This window comes from Aquicoccus porphyridii (assembly GCF_008369105.1).
Classification (GTDB): domain Bacteria; phylum Pseudomonadota; class Alphaproteobacteria; order Rhodobacterales; family Rhodobacteraceae; genus Aquicoccus; species Aquicoccus porphyridii.
The window spans coordinates 117610-133414 of record NZ_VINQ01000010.1; the positions used below are offsets into that span (position 1 = coordinate 117610).

A 15805-nucleotide genomic window follows, 5' to 3' on the forward strand; every position below is an offset into this window, starting at 1 on the left:
CTTCGGTTTTGCTGCGATCCCGCCCCTAATCCTGTGCTGCGGGAATGAGGTCGGCGCCCAGGTCGCGCACATGGACGGGCGAATCCTGCGCCTTGGCCAGCGACCAGCGCACGCGGGTGGCGTCATCGGTCGCGCGCGCCGTAAGCACCACCTGGTGACTGGCGCGGGGTTTGAGGCGCCCCTTTTCGAGATAGACCGAGGGTTCGAGCGTCATTTCGATGCTGCCATCAGTGCGCAGCACCCAAAGTTCGCCGCTCTTGAGGGCCAGCGATACGGCTGTGCCGCCCATGTCGATCTCGGCATCGACATCGGGGTGCAGGTGAAAGCGGATGTGAAAGAGAATGCCGGGGTCGAGCGCTTCGGCCAGGCGCTTGTTCAGGCGCTTGTGGTCGGGCGGATCGAGCGCGACCAGAAGATCCTCGCCAAAGAGGCCGATGCCGTCATGGGTGAGTTCGAGCGTGCGGGCATGGGTCAGGCCATGGGTGCGGACCCAACCGTCATGCCCGCCCTGGAAGCGAAAGCCGTCGGGGGCGTGGCTCATCTCGACGGGCACGCGGGTGGGCGCATCGGCGAGCAGGTCGCGGCGTGACCCGGTGCCGCCGACCAGTCGGGCGCTGGAATAGCCTTCGAGGCAGAGGGTGGAATGCGACGGGGTGGCGCGGCCCGCGCGCCGCCATTCGGTGCCGAAACTCGCCCCCGAACCGCAATTGACGATAAGCGGACGGCGCCCCGAGGTCAGTTCGAAGGCCAGCGTGCTGGCATGGGCGTCGTGGCTGGCACGGCCCGTGGGGGGCGGGGCCGCGTCGATGATGACGCTGGTGCGGCCGGCGGACAGCCGGGCATACCCCATCGAGAGCCCGTCGGGCAGGCGCGATTTCACGCCGGAAGCGGCCAGCGCGTGATCAAGCCGCCCTTCGAGCCCCTTGCCGCCGCCGTGGAACCGCGCCAGCGACCCGTCGGCATGGCGCAGCGTGCGCAGGGTGGGGGTGATTCGGTCGATCGCGTCGAGATGGGCGGGCAAGGGCTTCTGCCCGACCTCGTCAAGGGCGGCGGCGGCCCATGTGAGCAGGGTGAAGACGTCGAGCAGTTCCTCGGGGTTGCGGGTGGAAATGCCGCCCTCGGCGTCGATCTGTGCCTTGCATTCCGCCGCCAGCGCGCGTTTGGCCGGCGTCACATACTGTTCCATCCCTTCGAGCGAGAGCCCGGCATAGACCAGCCCGGTCAGCGCCTCGAAGCGGGGCAGGCCCGGCGTGGCGGCCGACCAGCGGCGACCGAGAAACAGGGTCTGTTGGGCCAGCGAGCGATAGAAGGCGTCGGCTTGCGCCTTGTCGGTGCCATGCAGCAGGAAGATCGCGTGGCTGATCCAGCGCAGCAGGCGCCGCCCGGTCAGTTCGGGCGTCCAGCCGGGGCCACGGCCGCGCCCGTAAAGCGCGATCCAGTCCCAGAGCCATGCCTGTGCGCGGGCCCGTGCGGGGGCGTCGCCCGCGGCGGCCAGATCGTCGAGCCAGCCGAAACCGTGCAATTCCTCGGCGAATTCGGGGCTCGGCGGGGTGAGCTGCCACATGCTGCTGCGGTCATCCACGACGAGGTTTCCGGCAAAGAGGAAATTCCCGGCGACGAGTTGTTTTCCACGTGCATAGAGGCCGATCGAGCGGGGCTCGGGATGCGACAGGAAGGCGGTGGCCGATTTCGCCATCGTGCTCGCCCGCGCGTGAACGCGGTTGAGGATGCGCGCAGCCAGCGCGTGTTTCGCTTCCCGTTGGGGCATATGCTCGGCCTCGTGTCGCTCTCTGGCGATGCTTGTCCCATGATAGCCCGGCTTTCATGACAGGTCATCAGGGAATAACCAAGGCCCAAGAGATGCGCGGAAACCTGTCGCCCGACTGTCAGGCGGGCCTGTGCAGGCAGGCGATGTAAAACCCGTCCATGCCACCCTGTTTGGTCCAGAAATCCGGGCGCAGGCGCAAGCCGCCCTCTTCGGTGATCCAGGTTTGGTCGATGCCGGGGCGGGAAAGCGCGGCGCGGTCGGTGGCAAGGCCGGGGTGGCGGGCAAGGGCCTCTTCGACCTGGCATTCGCCCTCGTCGGGCAGGAGCGAGCAGGTGCAGAACACCAGCCGCCCGCCGGGGGCGAGAAGCGTGAGCGCGTGGTCGAGCATCGCCGATTGCAGCGCGATCAGCGTGGCGAACTCGGACCCGTCCTTGGCGTGGGGCAGGTCGGGGTGGCGGCGAATCGTGCCGGTGGCCGAACAGGGCGCGTCGAGCAGGATCGCATCATATGGGCCGCCCGCATGGGTGAGCGCATCGCCCTGCACCACCTGCGCGGCGAGGCCGGTGCGGGCGAGGTTTTCGCGCACCCGCGCGAGGCGCGATTCGGAGAGGTCGAGCGCGGTGACATCGGCCCCGGTGGCGGCGAGCTGCAGGGTCTTGCCGCCGGGTGCCGCGCAGAGATCGAGCACCCGCTCGCCGGGTTGGGCATCAAGGATGCGGGCGGGAAGCGCGGCGGCGGCGTCTTGGACCCACCAGTCGCCGGTTGCGAATCCGGGCAGGGCGGAGACCTGTGCCGCCTCGAAAAGCCGGACCGAACCTGTGGGCAAGAGCGTGCCGCCGGTGGCCTGCGCCACCGCGTCGGGGTCGGTCTTGGCGGTCAGGTCGAGCGGTGCGCCGGCGAAATGCGCAGCCTCGAATTTCGAGACTGTTTCGGCGGAATATGCCTCGACCAGCGGCGCGCGCAGCCATTTGGGCAGGCGCGGGATGCGCAAGGTATCCCATTTTGCCGGGGCCTCTTCGACCAGCTTGCGCAGCACGGCATTGACCAGCCCCTTGAGATGGCCGTGACGGCGGTGGGCGGCGGCGATGTTCACCGCTTCGTTGACCACGCCATGGGCGTCGCCGCCCTGTGCCAGTTCGACCGCGCCGAGCCGCAGGATGTTGCGGATATGCAGCGCCGGGGTCTTGCGCAGATGCGGTTTGAGCAGGCGGTCGGCGCGTTCCAGCCCGCGCAGGGTTTCGTTTGCCAGCCGCTGGGCACGCGCGCGGTCGGGTGGATCGAGCCGGTCAAGCGCGCCCGCCCCGGCCAGTTCGCTCATCAAGCGGCCCTCGCCGAGGATCTGGTCGAGCAGGTAAACCGCCGAGCGGCGGGCGGAAAGGGCGCGGGGCTGTGGCATGAGATGTCCTTGGCAAGCGGTCGATGGCGGCCTATATCAGGCACATGAGTGACAAGAAAGACCTTCCCCCCGCCGCGATCCGTGCCCTGGCCGAAGCCGAGGCGCGCCGCAAGGAGGCCGAAGCCAAGGCCGAGGCGATGCCCACCGAGCTGGGCGGGCGCGACGGGCTCGAGCCGGTGCGGTACGGCGATTGGGAGCGGAAGGGGCTCGCGGTCGATTTCTGAGGGTGGCAACGGTCAAGACCTGCGCGGAATCAAGGCCGAAGGCCGCCGCGCATCGCCGGGCCGCCCCCCGGGCACGGCGATTTTGCCGAGGTTTGCGCGCGACCGGGATGGTATCAGGTTTTGCAGGCATAAAGTGCTGCAACGCAGACCGGGGATCGCCGCACCGTGGCCCGACAATGCGCGGCTTGGGAACAGACCCTAAAGCCCCAGCACATCCATCATGTCATATTGTCCCGGCGCCTTGTCCTGCCCCCAGAGCGCGGCCCTGAGCGCGCCACGGGCATAGATCGAGCGGTCGGTGGCGACGTGGCGCATGATGATCCGTTCACCGGCGGCGGCGAACATCACGTCATGTTCGCCCACGATGTCGCCGCCGCGAATGGCGGAAAAGCCGATATGACCGCGCGTGCGCTGGCCGGTCATGCCGTCGCGGCCGCGATCCGAGACCTCCTTGAGCGATACGCCGCGCCCCTGCGCCGCCGCCTCGCCCAGCATCAGCGCGGTGCCCGAGGGCGCATCCACCTTCTGGTTGTGATGGGCCTCGATCACCTCGATATCGTAATCCTCGTCCAGCGCGGCGGCCACCTTTTGGGTGAGCCGGGTGAGCAGGTTCACCCCGAGGCTCATGTTCCCGGCGCGGACGATCACCGCGTGACGCGCGGCAGGTTCGAGCGCGGCGATGTCGGCCTCGGTCATGCCGGTGGTGCCGATGACATGAACGGCGCGGGCCTGTGCGGCCAGCGCGGCGAATTCGAGCGTGGCGGCGGGTGCGGTGAAGTCGATCACCGCCTGTGCGCGCGCGAAAGCGTCGAGCGGCTCATCCTCGATGGGCAGCCCGAGCGGGCCGATGCCGATCGCCTCGCCTGCGTCGCGACCGATCCAGTCGTGGCCCTTGCGTTCGATCGCGCCGACAAGCCGGGCCTTGTCGGAGGCGGCCACGGTGCGCAAGAGCATCTGGCCCATGCGCCCCGAGGCGCCGGTGATCACGATGCCGGGAAGATCGGTGCGGGGCAGGTCGTTCATGGCGAGGGTCTCCTGAATGATCTGATATCGTCCTTACCCGAGCATCCCGCGCTTGGCAAAGGCCCATGGAAGGCTTAAGTGCGGGGCATGGCAAAGAACAAGTTTCATGACGGGGCCGGCCCGTCGCAGCGACAACTGAAGGTGGGCGAACTGATCCGCCGGACCCTTGCGCAGGTTCTGGCGCGGGGCGATGTGCATGACCCCGAGTTGAACCGGATGTCGATCACGGTGGGCGAGGTGCGGGTGACGCCCGATCTCAAGATCGCCACCGCCTATGTGATGCCGCTGGGCGGTGAGGGGCGCGAGGATGCGATCAAGCTTCTGGCGCGCCACAAGGGCGAATTGCGGCGGATCATCGGCAAGGATCTGACGCTGAAATATGCGCCCGACCTGCGGTTCCGGCTGGATGAGACATTCGACCAGATGGACGAGACGCGGCGGCTTTTCAATCAGGACAATGTGCGGCGCGACCTGGAGGACTAGGGCATGAGGCGGTTCTGGGCCTGTCTGGTGCTGCTGCTTGTGCCGGGGATTGCCGGGGCGGTCGAATGCCGCGAGATGCGCCACGAGGGCAATGGATATGCCGTCTGCGAGGTGGATGCGCGGAGCGCGGATATCCGGCTGTTCCTGAAGGATGACGCGGATCAGGTGATCGGCAATTTCCGGGCGCTTGATGCGATCCTGGCGGCGGAGGGGCGGCGGCTGGCGATTGCGATGAACGCGGGGATGTATCACGGCGACCGCAGCCCGGTGGGGTTCTACCTTGAGGGTGGGCAAGAGGTGCAGGGACTGATCACAAGCGCGGGGCCCGGGAATTTCGGGCTGTTGCCAAACGGGGTGTTCTGTATCCGCGCGGGGCGGGCCGATGTGATCGAGACCATGCGGTTCAAGCGCGAGGCCCCCGATTGCCGCGATGCGAGCCAGTCGGGGCCGATGCTGGTGATTGATGGCAAGCTGCATCCCCGGTTCCTTACCGACAGCACGAGCCGATATGTCAGAAACGGGGTCGGCACGTCGGCGGACGGGACGCGGGTGGTTTTCGCGATCTCGAACAACGCGGTGACATTCCATGAATTCGGGCGGTTGTTCCGCGATGCGCTGAACCTGCCGCAGGCGCTTTATTTCGACGGCAATATCTCGCGCCTCCATGCGCCCGCGCTGGGCCGGTCGGATGCCGGGTTCCCGATGGGGCCGATCGTGGGCGTGGTGGAGTAAGCCCGATTGACCGGCCACGGCGCATGCGCTAGGCGACCGGGTCTGTCAGGAACAAGGGCAAGGGCATGGGACGCAAACGCAAGGGGCGCGATATTTCCGGATGGCTGGTGGTGGACAAGCCCGCGGGGATGACCTCGACCGCGGTGGTCAACAAGGTGCGCTGGGCGTTTGATGCGAAAAAGGCCGGTCATGCGGGGACGCTCGACCCCGAGGCGACCGGGGTTCTGGCCGTGGCGCTGGGCGAGGCCACAAAGACCGTGCCCTACATCACCGACGCGCTCAAATCCTATCGCTTTACCGTGCGGCTGGGTCAGGCGACCAATACCGACGATGCCGAGGGCGAGGTGATCGCCACCTCCGACCTACGCCCCGGGGACGACGCGATCAAGGATGCGCTGGGCGGTTTCGTGGGCGAGATCATGCAGGTGCCGCCCAAGTTCTCGGCGGTCAAGATCGACGGGCAGCGCGCCTATACGCTTGCCCGTGCGGGCGAGGATATCGAGATCGAGGCAAGGCCGCTTTGGGTCGAAGAGCTGTTGCTCATTGACCGGCTTGATGCGGACCGGGTGGTTCTCGACATGGTCTGTGGCAAGGGCGGGTATGTGCGCGCGATTGCCCGTGATCTTGGCGAGATGTTGGGTTGCTTCGGGCATGTCGAGCGGTTGCGGCGGATTTGGTCGGGGCCGTTCGATGCCGAGGACGGGATCGACCTTGATACGCTCGACCATCTGGCGCGGCAGCCGGAGCTGGACGACTGGTTGCGCCCGCTCGAGGAGGGGTTGAGCGATCTGCCCGAGGTCAAGGCCACCGATCAGGGCGCGGCGCGGCTGCGCAATGGCAATCCCGGTATGGTGATCGCGCATGACGTGGAATACGGCGAGGAATGCTGGGCTTCGTACCAGGGCCGGGCGCTGGCGGTCGGGCGATACAAGGCCGGCGAATTGCATCCCGCGCGCGTGTTCAATCGGGACGCTTGCGCGTGAGGGTAAGCGCAACGGGAGAAGTCGGATGACTTTTTCCGTGTAACTTGCTACCCAGCAGCAGAAATTTCGTCATTCCGGCTATTCGTGAGAGATGACCTTGGAAATTGAAAAGACCGCTCTGGACGGGGTGTTGATCCTGACACCACAACGCTTTGGCGACAATCGCGGTTTTTTCAGTGAAAGCTGGAATCGCAAGCGCATGGAGGATGCCGGCCTCGGCATTGATTTCGTGCAGGACAATCACTCGCTGTCCGAACAGGTGGGCACGGTGCGCGGGCTGCATTACCAGTCGCCGCCTTACGGTCAGGCCAAGCTGGTGCGTTGTGGCCGTGGACGGCTTTATGACGTGGTGGTCGATATCCGCAAGGGGAGCCCGACCTATGGCCATTGGATCGGGATCGAGCTGAGTTTCGACAACGGCAAGCAGCTTTTGATCCCGGAAGGGTTTCTGCACGGTTTCGTCACCCGTGAGCCGATGACCGAGATCATCTATAAATGCTCCAACTACTACTCGAAAGCGCATGATGGCGCGGTGCGCTTCGACGACCCGGATATCGGGATCGACTGGGGGGTGAACATTGCCGGGCTTGTTCTGTCCGAGAAGGACGAGGCGGCCCCGTGCCTTGCAGAGTTCGACAGCCCGTTCATTTTTGACGGTGCATTGTCATGAAACTTCTGGTGACAGGCGGGGCCGGGTTCATCGGTTCGGCCGTGGTGCGGCAGGCCGTGGGCAAGGGGCATGAGGTCGTCAATCTCGATGCGCTGACCTATGCCGCCTGTCTCGAAAACGTGGCCACGGTGTCGCAAAGCCCGCGTTACCATTTCGAGCAGGTGGATATTCGCGACGCGGCGGCGGTCGAAGCCTGTATCGCCCGCCACGCGCCCGACGCGATCATGCATCTGGCCGCCGAGAGCCACGTGGACCGGTCCATCGACGGGCCGGGTGTGTTCATGGAAACCAACGTGATGGGCACGTTTCACCTGTTGCAATCGGCCCGCGCGCTGTGGGAACGCAAGGGGCGGCCCGGGGATTTCCGGTTTCATCACATCAGCACGGATGAAGTGTTCGGATCGCTGCCCGATGACCCGGCGGTGAAATTCACCGAAAACACGCCCTATGACCCGCGCAGCCCCTATTCGGCGTCGAAGGCAAGTTCCGATCACCTGGTGCGGGCCTGGCACGAGACCTATGGCCTGCCGGTGGTTCTGACCAATTGTTCGAACAATTACGGGCCCTATCATTTTCCCGAAAAGCTGATCCCGGTGATCATCCTCAATGCGCTGGCGGGCAAGCCGCTTCCGATTTACGGTGACGGGTCGAACGTGCGCGACTGGCTTTATGTCGAGGATCATGCCGATGCGCTTTTGACCGTGCTGGAGAGGGGCGCGGTGGGGCGGTCCTATAACATCGGGGGCGAGAACGAGCGCAGCAACCTTGAACTGGTCGAGACCCTGTGCGGCATCCTTGACCGGCTGAGCCCGCGGAGTGACGGTAAGCCGTATGCCGGGCAGATCACCTTTGTCAGCGACCGCCCGGGCCATGACGCGCGTTATGCGATCGACCCCGCGCGCATTCGCGAGGAACTCGGCTGGCGGCCGTCGGTCACGGTCGAGGAGGGGCTTGAACGCACGGTGCGATGGTATCTCGACAACGAGGATTGGTGGCGGCCGTTGCAGGACCGGCAGGGCGTGGGGCAAAGGCTGGGCACCGGGGCACGGAACGATAAGGGACGGTGATGAAGGTTCTTGTTTTCGGCAGGTCGGGGCAGGTGGCCACGGAATTGCAGCGCCGCGCTGGTGCGCATGAGGTGGTGGCGCTGGGCCGGGGCGAGGCCGATTTCGAAGACCCCGAAGCCTGTGCCGATATCGTGGCGCGCAGCGATGCGCAGGCCATCGTGAACGCCGCCGCCTATACGGCGGTCGACAAGGCCGAAGAGGATGAGGACCGCGCCCGGCGCATCAACGGCGAAACGCCCGGTGCGATTGCCCGGGCCGCTGCCGCGCGGGGGGTGCCCGTGGTGCAGATTTCGACCGATTACGTGTTCGACGGTGCGGGCGAGGCGCCCTTTGCGACCGATCATCCGACCGCCCCCTTGGGTGCCTATGGGCGCAGCAAGCTGATCGGGGAAGAGGCGGTGCGCGGTGCCGGGGGGATACATGCGATCCTGCGCACGTCATGGGTGGTGTCGCCGCATGGCAGCAATTTCGTCAAGACGATGCTGCGGCTGGGGGCGCAACGCGAAAGGTTGACTATTGTTGCCGATCAGGTGGGCGGGCCGACCTGCGCCGCCGATATCGCCGATGCCTGTCTTGCGATCGCGGCGCAACTGGTCGATGATCCCGGCAAGAGCGGCACCTATCATTTCTCGGGCGCGCCGAATGTGAGCTGGGCCGATTTCGCGCGCGAGATATTCGCGCAATCGGGCCTGGCCTGCGCGGTTGAGGACATTCCGACATCCGCCTATCCCACCCCGGCACGACGCCCGCGCAACTCGCGGCTGGACAATGCGGCCACGGCGGGTGCTTTCGGCATCAAGCGGCCCGATTGGCGCACAGGATTGACTGAAATTCTATCCGAACTTGGAGCACTCAAGGCATGACCGATCGCAAGGGCATCATCCTCGCCGGGGGGTCCGGCACGCGGCTTTATCCGATCACCCTCGGAGTGTCGAAGCAGCTTTTGCCGATCTACGACAAGCCGATGATCTATTATCCGCTCAGCGCGCTGATGCTGGCCGGTATTCGCGAGATCGCGGTCATCACCACCCCGCACGATCAGGAGCAGTTCAAGCGGGTGCTGGGCGATGGCAGCCAATGGGGTCTGAGCCTGAGTTATATCGTGCAGGAACGGCCCGAGGGCCTGGCCCAGGCCTATGTTCTGGCCGAGGAATTCCTGGCCGGTGCGCCGAGTGCGATGGTTCTGGGCGACAACATCTTTTTCGGTCATGGCCTGCCCGAGCTGCTGATGGCGGCCGATGCGCAAAAGGACGGCGGCACCGTTTTCGGGTATCGGGTGGCCGATCCCGAACGCTATGGCGTGGTGGATTTCGATGCGGACGGAACCGCGCGCGCGATCGTCGAGAAGCCCGAGGTGCCGCCGTCGAACTATGCGGTGACGGGGCTCTACTTCCTCGACGGCACTGCGCCGGAGCGGGCCAAGACGGTGCAGAAATCGGCGCGTGGCGAGCTTGAAATCACCACGCTTCTGGAAATGTACCTGGCCGAGGGCGCGTTGAGCGTCAAACAGATGGGGCGGGGTTATGCGTGGCTCGATACCGGGACGCATGGCAGCCTTCTGGATGCGGGGAATTTCGTGCGAACGCTGGAGATGCGGCAAGGGCTGCAAACCGGCAGCCCGGACGAGATCGCGTTCAACATGGGATGGATCGGGGCGGATGCGTTGCGCGAACAGGCCCGGACGTTCGAGAAGAACGAGTATGGCGCGTATCTTCTGGGATTGCTCAAGGAGTGAGTCGACGGATCAGGATCGGGCATACACGTCCTCGTAGCGGATGATGTCATCCTCGCCGAGATAGGCGCCGGTCTGCACCTCGATCAGCACCATGGGAAGCTTGCCGGGGTTTTCCAGCCGGTGACGCGCGCCCAAGGGGACATAGACGGACTGGTTCTCGCTCACCAGTCGCACGTCGTCATCCACCGTGACCCGCGCCGTGCCGCTCACCACGATCCAGTGTTCGGCCCGGTGGGTGTGCGATTGCAGGCTCAGCGCCGCGCCGGGGTGAACCACGATCCGCTTGACCTGAAACCGGTCGCCCAGAACGAGGCTTTCGAACCAGCCCCATGGCCGGTGATCCTTGGGAAAGGCGGTGGCCTGCTTGGCCTGTTTCGCCTTGAGCGCGGCGACCACGTCCTTGACATCCTGGGCGCGGCTCTTGTCGGCAACGAGAACCGCGTCGGGCATGGCCACCGCGATGATATCGCGCAATCCGAGCCCGACGAGTTCGAGGCCCTCATCCTCGGATCGCAACAGCGTTGCGTCGCAATCGAGCGCCGTTGCCGCCCCCGATGTCGCCACGCCGCGCGCGTCCGGCCCGCTCTCGCGCCAGACCGCATCCCATCCGCCAAGGTCGGACCAGCCCGCGCCAAGGGGCACCACGCTCAGGCTGTGCGATCGCTCCATCACCGCGTAGTCGATGGAAATATCCCGGGCGCCCGACCACGCCCCGGGATCGAGCCGCAGAAAGCCGAGATCGGGCCGCCCGCCATCGACCGCCGCGCGCACCGGCGCGATCAGGTCCGGTGCGTGGGCTTCGAATGCCTCGAGAATCGTGCGCACCGAAAACAGGAAAATCCCCGCGTTCCAAAGATAATTGCCCGCCTCGAGCATCGCCTCGGCGCGGGCCTTGTCGGGTTTCTCGACGAAGCGGCGTAGCGGGATCGCACGCGGGGCATGATCGCCCGGGTCCTCGCCCGGTTCGAGATAGCCATATCCCGTCTCGGCGTGGGTGGGCTTGATGCCGAATGTCACGATCTGTCCGGCCCGGGCGGCGGGAACCCCGGCCAGGACGGCCGCGCGAAACGCGGGGTCATCGGCCACCATGTGATCCGACGGCGCCACCAGCATCAGGGCGTCGGGATCATCCCGTGCGAGCCAAAGCGCCGAAGCCAGAACCGCAGGCCCGGTGTTGCGCCCCTCGGGTTCGATCAGGATCGCCCCGGGATCGACCCCGGCTTCGGCCATCTGTTCGGTGACGATGAAACGGAAATCGGACGTGGTCAGGATGACAGGCGGGGCGTAACCCGGCCCCGACAGGCGCTGTGCCGTCTGCTGAAACACGGATGACGGGCCGATCAGTTTCGAAAACTGCTTGGGATAGCTCTTGCGCGACAGCGGCCAAAGCCGGGTGCCCGAGCCGCCGCACATGATCACAGGGGTAATGTCGCCGGTCACGGACCCGCCTCCTTCGCATCGCTCAGGTTATCCCCCGCCTTTCCTTAGCGCAAAAGCAAACCCTTCTCTAGCACCGGTTTTTCGCCTGCGTGAACAATCCGCCGAAACGGGGTTTTCTTTGCGCGTTTCCTGCGAAAGTATCGACATCGACCACGCAGGAGTTTCGCCCCGATGTCCGCCGATCCCCGCCCCGACTGTCCCGATATCGCGCCGCTTGGCGTTGACGGGGTGTTGGTGCGGTTTTCCACCCGGCTCGACGATGTCGCCAATCGCGCGGTGCTGGGGTTTGCTGCCGATCTCGAATCGGACCCGCCGCATGGCATGATCGAGATCGCCTCGGCGCTGAGTTCGGTCTATCTGCGTTTCGATCCTGAAACCGTGACCCGCGCCGAGTTGACCAAGGCGCTGCATGCCCGCGCCAGCGCGCGCGACTGGTCCGCGCCTGCCGACAGCGCCGGGCGCCGCTGGCATATTCCCACTGCGTTCGGCGGCGATCGCGGCCCGCAACTGGCCGAGACAGCCGCCCTGCTCGACATGAGCGAGGAAGAGGCGGTGGCCGATCTTGTCGCGAACCCGGTGCGGGTGCTGGCGATCGGTTTCGCCCCGGGGCAGCCTTATCTTGGCATGTTGCCCGAGCGGTGGGACATTCCCCGGCTGGGCGACATCACCCCGTCGGTGCCGGCCTCGGCGCTGGTCGTGGCGGTGCGGCAGTTGATCGTGTTTTCCGCCGATACGCCGACCGGCTGGCGCCATGTCGGGCAGACCGCGTTCAAGCCGTTTCGCGCCGAGTCCGACGCGCCCTTTCCACTTCGCCCCGGGGACGTGCTTCATTTCGACCCGGTCTCGCATGACGAATTCGACCGCATCCGCGCTGGTGACAGTGACGGGTCTGGCGGGGCGCGGCTCGAGGAGGCGCAATGAGCGGGCGGCTGACCATCCACAGTGCCGGGCCGATGGTCACGGTGCAGGATATGGGGCGCAGCGGCACGCTCAGCCTTGGGCTCTCGCGGGGCGGGGCGGCCGACAGGCTGGCGCTGATCGAGGCGGCGGCGCTTCTGGGTCTCTCCGCGCCCGTTGCCGCCATCGAAATGGCCGGGATGGGCGGGGTGTTTTCGACCGACACGCCGACCCGCATCGCGCTGACCGGGGCGCCGATGCGCGCCACGCTTGATGGTGCGCCGCTCGACTGGCACGGCTCGCACCTGCTGCCGGCCGGGGCGCGGCTTGAAATCGGGCCGGTGACGCGCGGCGCTTATGGTTATGTCTGTTTTGCGGGCGGGATCGAGACACATCCCGTGCTGGGCAGCCGCGCCACCCATGTCAATGCCGGGCTGGGTCATCGCCTTGCGGCGGGAGATAGCCTGCCCCTCGGCCCTGATCCGGCGCCCGACACCCCGGCCATGGCCCTGCCCGTCGAGGACCGCTTTTCAGGTGGCGAGATCCGCATTGTCGAAGGCCCGCAAACCCGTCTCTATTCCAGCGCAATTCGCGCAAGATTCACCGAGACCGGTTTTCGCCGCTCGACCCATGGCAACCGGCAGGGGGTGCGGCTCGATTTCGAGGGTGAACCGTTCACCGCCGAAGGTCAGCTTGGCATCGTTTCGGATGTGATCATCCCCGGCGATATCCAGATGACGGGCGACGGCATTCCCTTTGTCCTCGGCCCCGAATGCCAGACCATCGGCGGCTATCCCCGGATCGGTGCGGTGATCCCCGCCGACCTGCCCCGCGTGCTTCAGGCCGCCCCGCATGCACCGCTTCAGTTCCGCTTTGTCACGCTGGAGGAGGCCGACGCCGCCTTTACCCCCGAGGCGGCTTTGCTCAAACGCCTGCGCGCCGCCGCTGAACCCCGCATCCGCGATCCACGCGACATTGCCGATCTGCTGGGCTATCAACTCATCAGCGGCGTTACCGCGGGCGATGAATTGAAAGGAGACTGAACCATGGTCACGAAAGTCGATCTCAATTCCGACATGGGCGAAGGTTTTGGCCCGTGGACAATGGGCGAAGACGTGGCGCTGCTCGATGTCATCACCTCGGCCAATATTGCCTGTGGCATGCATGCGGGCGACCCCGATGTAATGGCCCGGACGATGAAGATGGCGGTGGAAAAGGGCGTCGGCATCGGCGCGCATCCGGGGTTTGACGATCTGCGCGGTTTTGGCCGTCGCCGCCTGCCGCGCACGGCCAGCGAACTCAGCAATCTCGTGACCTATCAACTGGGCGCGGCGCAGGCGATGGCGCGCGCGGTGGGTGGCCATGTGCGGCATTTGAAACTGCACGGCGCGCTGGCCAACATGTGTTCCGAGGATCGCGACATGGCGTTGACCTGCTATCGCGCCGCGCTTGCCGTCGATCCCGATATCGTGGTGATGGTGCTGGCGGGAACGCAGCAACAAGCGGCGATGGAGGAACTGGGCGGGAACTGGGCGGGCGAGATCTTTGCCGACCGCGCCTATAACGATGATGCGACCCTAGTGGACCGGTCCCTTCCCGGCGCTGTCCTCCATGACGCCGCGACCGCCGCACCGCGTATCCTGCGCATGCTTGAAGAAGACGCGATCATCGCCGAGTCGGGCACGCGTATTGCGGCCCGGATCGATACAATCTGCCTGCATTCCGACACACCCGAGGCGGTCGCCATGGCGCGCGAGCTGCGCCGCCTTCTGACCGAGGCGGGCGTCACGTTGCAAAAGCTCTGACGGCGCGTTCCGATTGCGAGATGCCCACCCCCTTGCTAGCGTTTCCACGTCATACGAGGGAGGGACAAGGCAATGAGCAGACTCGCAGGAAAACGTGCATGGATCACCGGCGGCGGCAGCGGCATCGGCGCGGCCAGCGCCCATGCACTCGCCGCATCGGGGGCCGAAATCTTTGTCTCGGGCCGCCGCAAGGAGCCGCTCGAAGAGGTTTGCGCCGCGGTCAGGGCGAATGGCGGCACCGTCCATGCCCTGCCGCTCGACACCACCGACAAAGAGGCGGTGCATGATGCGGCGCAAGAGATCGGGCAGGTCGATATCCTTGTTGCCTCGGCCGGGCTCAACATCCCCAACCGGGGGATGACCGACATCACGCCCGAGGCGTGGGATCATGTGGTCAATGTCAATATCAACGGCGTCTTCTATCCCTGCCATGCCGTCCTGCCGGGGATGCGGGCGCGCGGCGACGGGCAACTCATCATCATTTCGTCCTGGGCCGGGCGCTATAGCTCGCGCATGACCGGCGCCGCCTATAGCGCCACCAAGCGTGCGCTGATTTCGCTCAACGAATCCTTCAACGATGAAGAGGGGGCCAATGGCATTCGCTCGACCGTGATCATGCCGGGCGAAGTGGCAACGCCGATCATGAAGGCCCGCCCGAAACCGCCCTCCGAGGCCGACATGGCCCGGATGCTGCAACCCGAAGATCTTGGCGACACCGTGCGTTTCGTGGCCGAAATGCCGCCCCGGGCCTGCGTGAACGAGGTGCTGATCTCGCCCACATGGAACCGTTTCTACCAGGGGGTATCGGAACTGGCCTGATCCACGACCAGCAGCATCCGCCGCGTCGTTTTTTGGGATCGTCGCGGGCCAACTGTCGGTTTCTCATGTGCAAGGGGCGGCCCCGTTTCGAGGCCGCCCCTTGCATTTCTCATACCCCCAAGAGAGGAGGCGTGCCGGTTGCCCGTTCAGACGGTAACGGCGCCAGCGGCCTCGAAGCCAAGGATATTGGCCGAGGTGAAGCCCGACAGATCGCCGATATCCTCGAAGGTGGCATGGGGTTCGCCGCTGTCGGAGAAGGCGATGCTGCCGCCAGCCCCCACATCGACGCTGGTGAGCACCGCATTCGTGCCATCGCCAGCGAGGAAATAGAACGAGTCACCCTCGGAGAGTCCGGTGAGATTGTCGAGGATCGCTGTCTCCAGGGTCGCCTCCGAGGTGTTGCCGAGCGCGGTGGTGAACACGACCAGCCCGACATTGGCACCGATCTCGCCACCCGTGGTGATCTGGAACTCGGAACCATCGCCGCGCAGTGCGTCGCGGGCGGTATCGTCAAGGGCGATCCCGATCCGGTCGGCCAAGGCGCTGTCGGCCCCCAGCGTGAACCCGGTGACGGCATCGGAACCATTGGCGCTCGCTTCCGCCTCGAAGATCACCGTGTTCGCGCCCGGAGCCGAGATGTCGATGGCGTCGTCGCCGCCGCGGCCCTGGACGACGCTGTCGACGTTGTTGGCCGCGATGGTGTCATCGCTGGCCGTGCCGATGAAGCTGGTATAGCTTCCGCCGCCGCTCGTTTCGACGTCGA

Annotated in this window: 16 protein-coding genes and 1 pseudogene; 12 read left to right on the top strand and 5 right to left on the bottom strand. The window is 65.9% G+C overall.

All coding sequences use genetic code 11. The features are described from left to right. Positions 1-25 precede the first annotated feature (25 nt). Complete coding sequence (locus tag FLO80_RS13620) at positions 26-1768, bottom strand: heparinase II/III family protein (RefSeq protein ID WP_111368751.1); 1743 nt, start codon at positions 1766-1768, stop codon at positions 26-28. 118 nt (positions 1769-1886) lie between these two features. After that, the gene (locus tag FLO80_RS13625) at positions 1887-3164 is read right to left on the bottom strand and encodes an RsmB/NOP family class I SAM-dependent RNA methyltransferase (protein WP_111368752.1); all 1278 of its coding nucleotides are present in this window, start codon (positions 3162-3164) and stop codon (positions 1887-1889) included. Between the two features lie 44 nt (positions 3165-3208). On the opposite strand from FLO80_RS13625, the gene FLO80_RS13630 reads away from it, so the two are divergent. Next, positions 3209-3388, top strand: a complete 180-nt coding sequence (locus FLO80_RS13630) for a DUF1674 domain-containing protein (RefSeq protein ID WP_111368795.1) — start codon at positions 3209-3211, stop codon at positions 3386-3388. 198 nt (positions 3389-3586) lie between these two features. Here the strand turns inward: FLO80_RS13630 and dapB are convergent, their stop codons facing one another. Further along, a complete protein-coding gene (gene dapB / locus FLO80_RS13635; protein ID WP_111368753.1) occupies positions 3587-4411 on the bottom strand; it encodes a 4-hydroxy-tetrahydrodipicolinate reductase in 825 nt (274 codons plus the stop codon). A gap of 87 nt (positions 4412-4498) precedes the next feature. Between dapB and rbfA the strand changes: the two genes are divergently transcribed. The 7 genes from rbfA (at position 4499) to rfbA (ending at position 10081) form a co-directional block, all read left to right on the top strand. Beyond that, positions 4499-4894 carry a 30S ribosome-binding factor RbfA gene (gene rbfA, locus FLO80_RS13640; RefSeq protein ID WP_111368754.1) on the top strand — a complete coding sequence of 132 codons (396 nt, stop codon included), beginning with the start codon at positions 4499-4501 and terminating at the stop codon, positions 4892-4894. A 3-nt stretch (positions 4895-4897) separates the two neighbouring features. Then, the gene (locus FLO80_RS13645; protein ID WP_111368755.1) at positions 4898-5626 is read left to right on the top strand and encodes a phosphodiester glycosidase family protein; all 729 of its coding nucleotides are present in this window, start codon (positions 4898-4900) and stop codon (positions 5624-5626) included. A 65-nt stretch (positions 5627-5691) separates the two neighbouring features. Beyond that, positions 5692-6609, top strand: a complete 918-nt coding sequence (gene truB, locus FLO80_RS13650; protein WP_111368756.1) for a tRNA pseudouridine(55) synthase TruB — start codon at positions 5692-5694, stop codon at positions 6607-6609. Positions 6610-6700: 91 nt separating this feature from the next. Continuing rightward, complete coding sequence (gene rfbC, locus FLO80_RS13655) at positions 6701-7279, top strand: dTDP-4-dehydrorhamnose 3,5-epimerase (RefSeq protein WP_111368757.1); 579 nt, start codon at positions 6701-6703, stop codon at positions 7277-7279. Beyond that, on the top strand, positions 7276-8346 hold the full coding sequence (gene rfbB / locus FLO80_RS13660; protein WP_111368758.1) for a dTDP-glucose 4,6-dehydratase: 1071 nt from the start codon (positions 7276-7278) through the stop codon (positions 8344-8346). The genes rfbC and rfbB overlap by 4 nt, the downstream gene beginning before the upstream one ends. Next, positions 8346-9209, top strand: a complete 864-nt coding sequence (rfbD, locus tag FLO80_RS13665) for a dTDP-4-dehydrorhamnose reductase (protein WP_111368759.1) — start codon at positions 8346-8348, stop codon at positions 9207-9209. Before rfbB ends, rfbD begins: the two co-directional genes overlap by 1 nt. Continuing rightward, a complete protein-coding gene (rfbA, locus tag FLO80_RS13670; RefSeq protein WP_111368760.1) occupies positions 9206-10081 on the top strand; it encodes a glucose-1-phosphate thymidylyltransferase RfbA in 876 nt (291 codons plus the stop codon). The genes rfbD and rfbA overlap by 4 nt, the downstream gene beginning before the upstream one ends. 9 nt (positions 10082-10090) lie before the next feature. On the opposite strand, the gene FLO80_RS13675 is transcribed toward rfbA, so the two are convergent. Then, positions 10091-11521 carry a mannose-1-phosphate guanylyltransferase/mannose-6-phosphate isomerase gene (locus FLO80_RS13675; protein ID WP_281287008.1) on the bottom strand — a complete coding sequence of 477 codons (1431 nt, stop codon included), beginning with the start codon at positions 11519-11521 and terminating at the stop codon, positions 10091-10093. 171 nt (positions 11522-11692) lie between these two features. On the opposite strand from FLO80_RS13675, the gene FLO80_RS13680 reads away from it, so the two are divergent. The 4 genes from FLO80_RS13680 to FLO80_RS13695 all read left to right on the top strand — a co-directional run bounded on the left by FLO80_RS13680 (position 11693) and on the right by FLO80_RS13695 (position 15042). After that, entirely contained in the window at positions 11693-12442 is a 750-nt protein-coding gene (locus tag FLO80_RS13680; protein ID WP_111368762.1) for a 5-oxoprolinase subunit B family protein, read from the top strand. After that, positions 12439-13461: a 5-oxoprolinase subunit C family protein gene (locus FLO80_RS13685; RefSeq protein ID WP_111368763.1), complete on the top strand. Its 1023-nt coding sequence runs from the start codon at positions 12439-12441 to the stop codon at positions 13459-13461. The genes FLO80_RS13680 and FLO80_RS13685 overlap by 4 nt, the downstream gene beginning before the upstream one ends. 3 nt (positions 13462-13464) lie before the next feature. Continuing rightward, positions 13465-14223, top strand: a complete 759-nt coding sequence (locus FLO80_RS13690) for a LamB/YcsF family protein (protein WP_111368764.1) — start codon at positions 13465-13467, stop codon at positions 14221-14223. A gap of 72 nt (positions 14224-14295) precedes the next feature. Next, positions 14296-15042 (top strand): SDR family oxidoreductase, encoded by a 747-nt coding sequence (locus FLO80_RS13695; RefSeq protein ID WP_111368766.1) that lies wholly within the window; start codon positions 14296-14298, stop codon positions 15040-15042. Positions 15043-15188: 146 nt separating this feature from the next. On the opposite strand, the pseudogene FLO80_RS22875 reads toward FLO80_RS13695, so the two are convergent. Then, positions 15189-15805 (bottom strand): annotated as a pseudogene (locus tag FLO80_RS22875) (hypothetical protein); the annotation flags it as partial.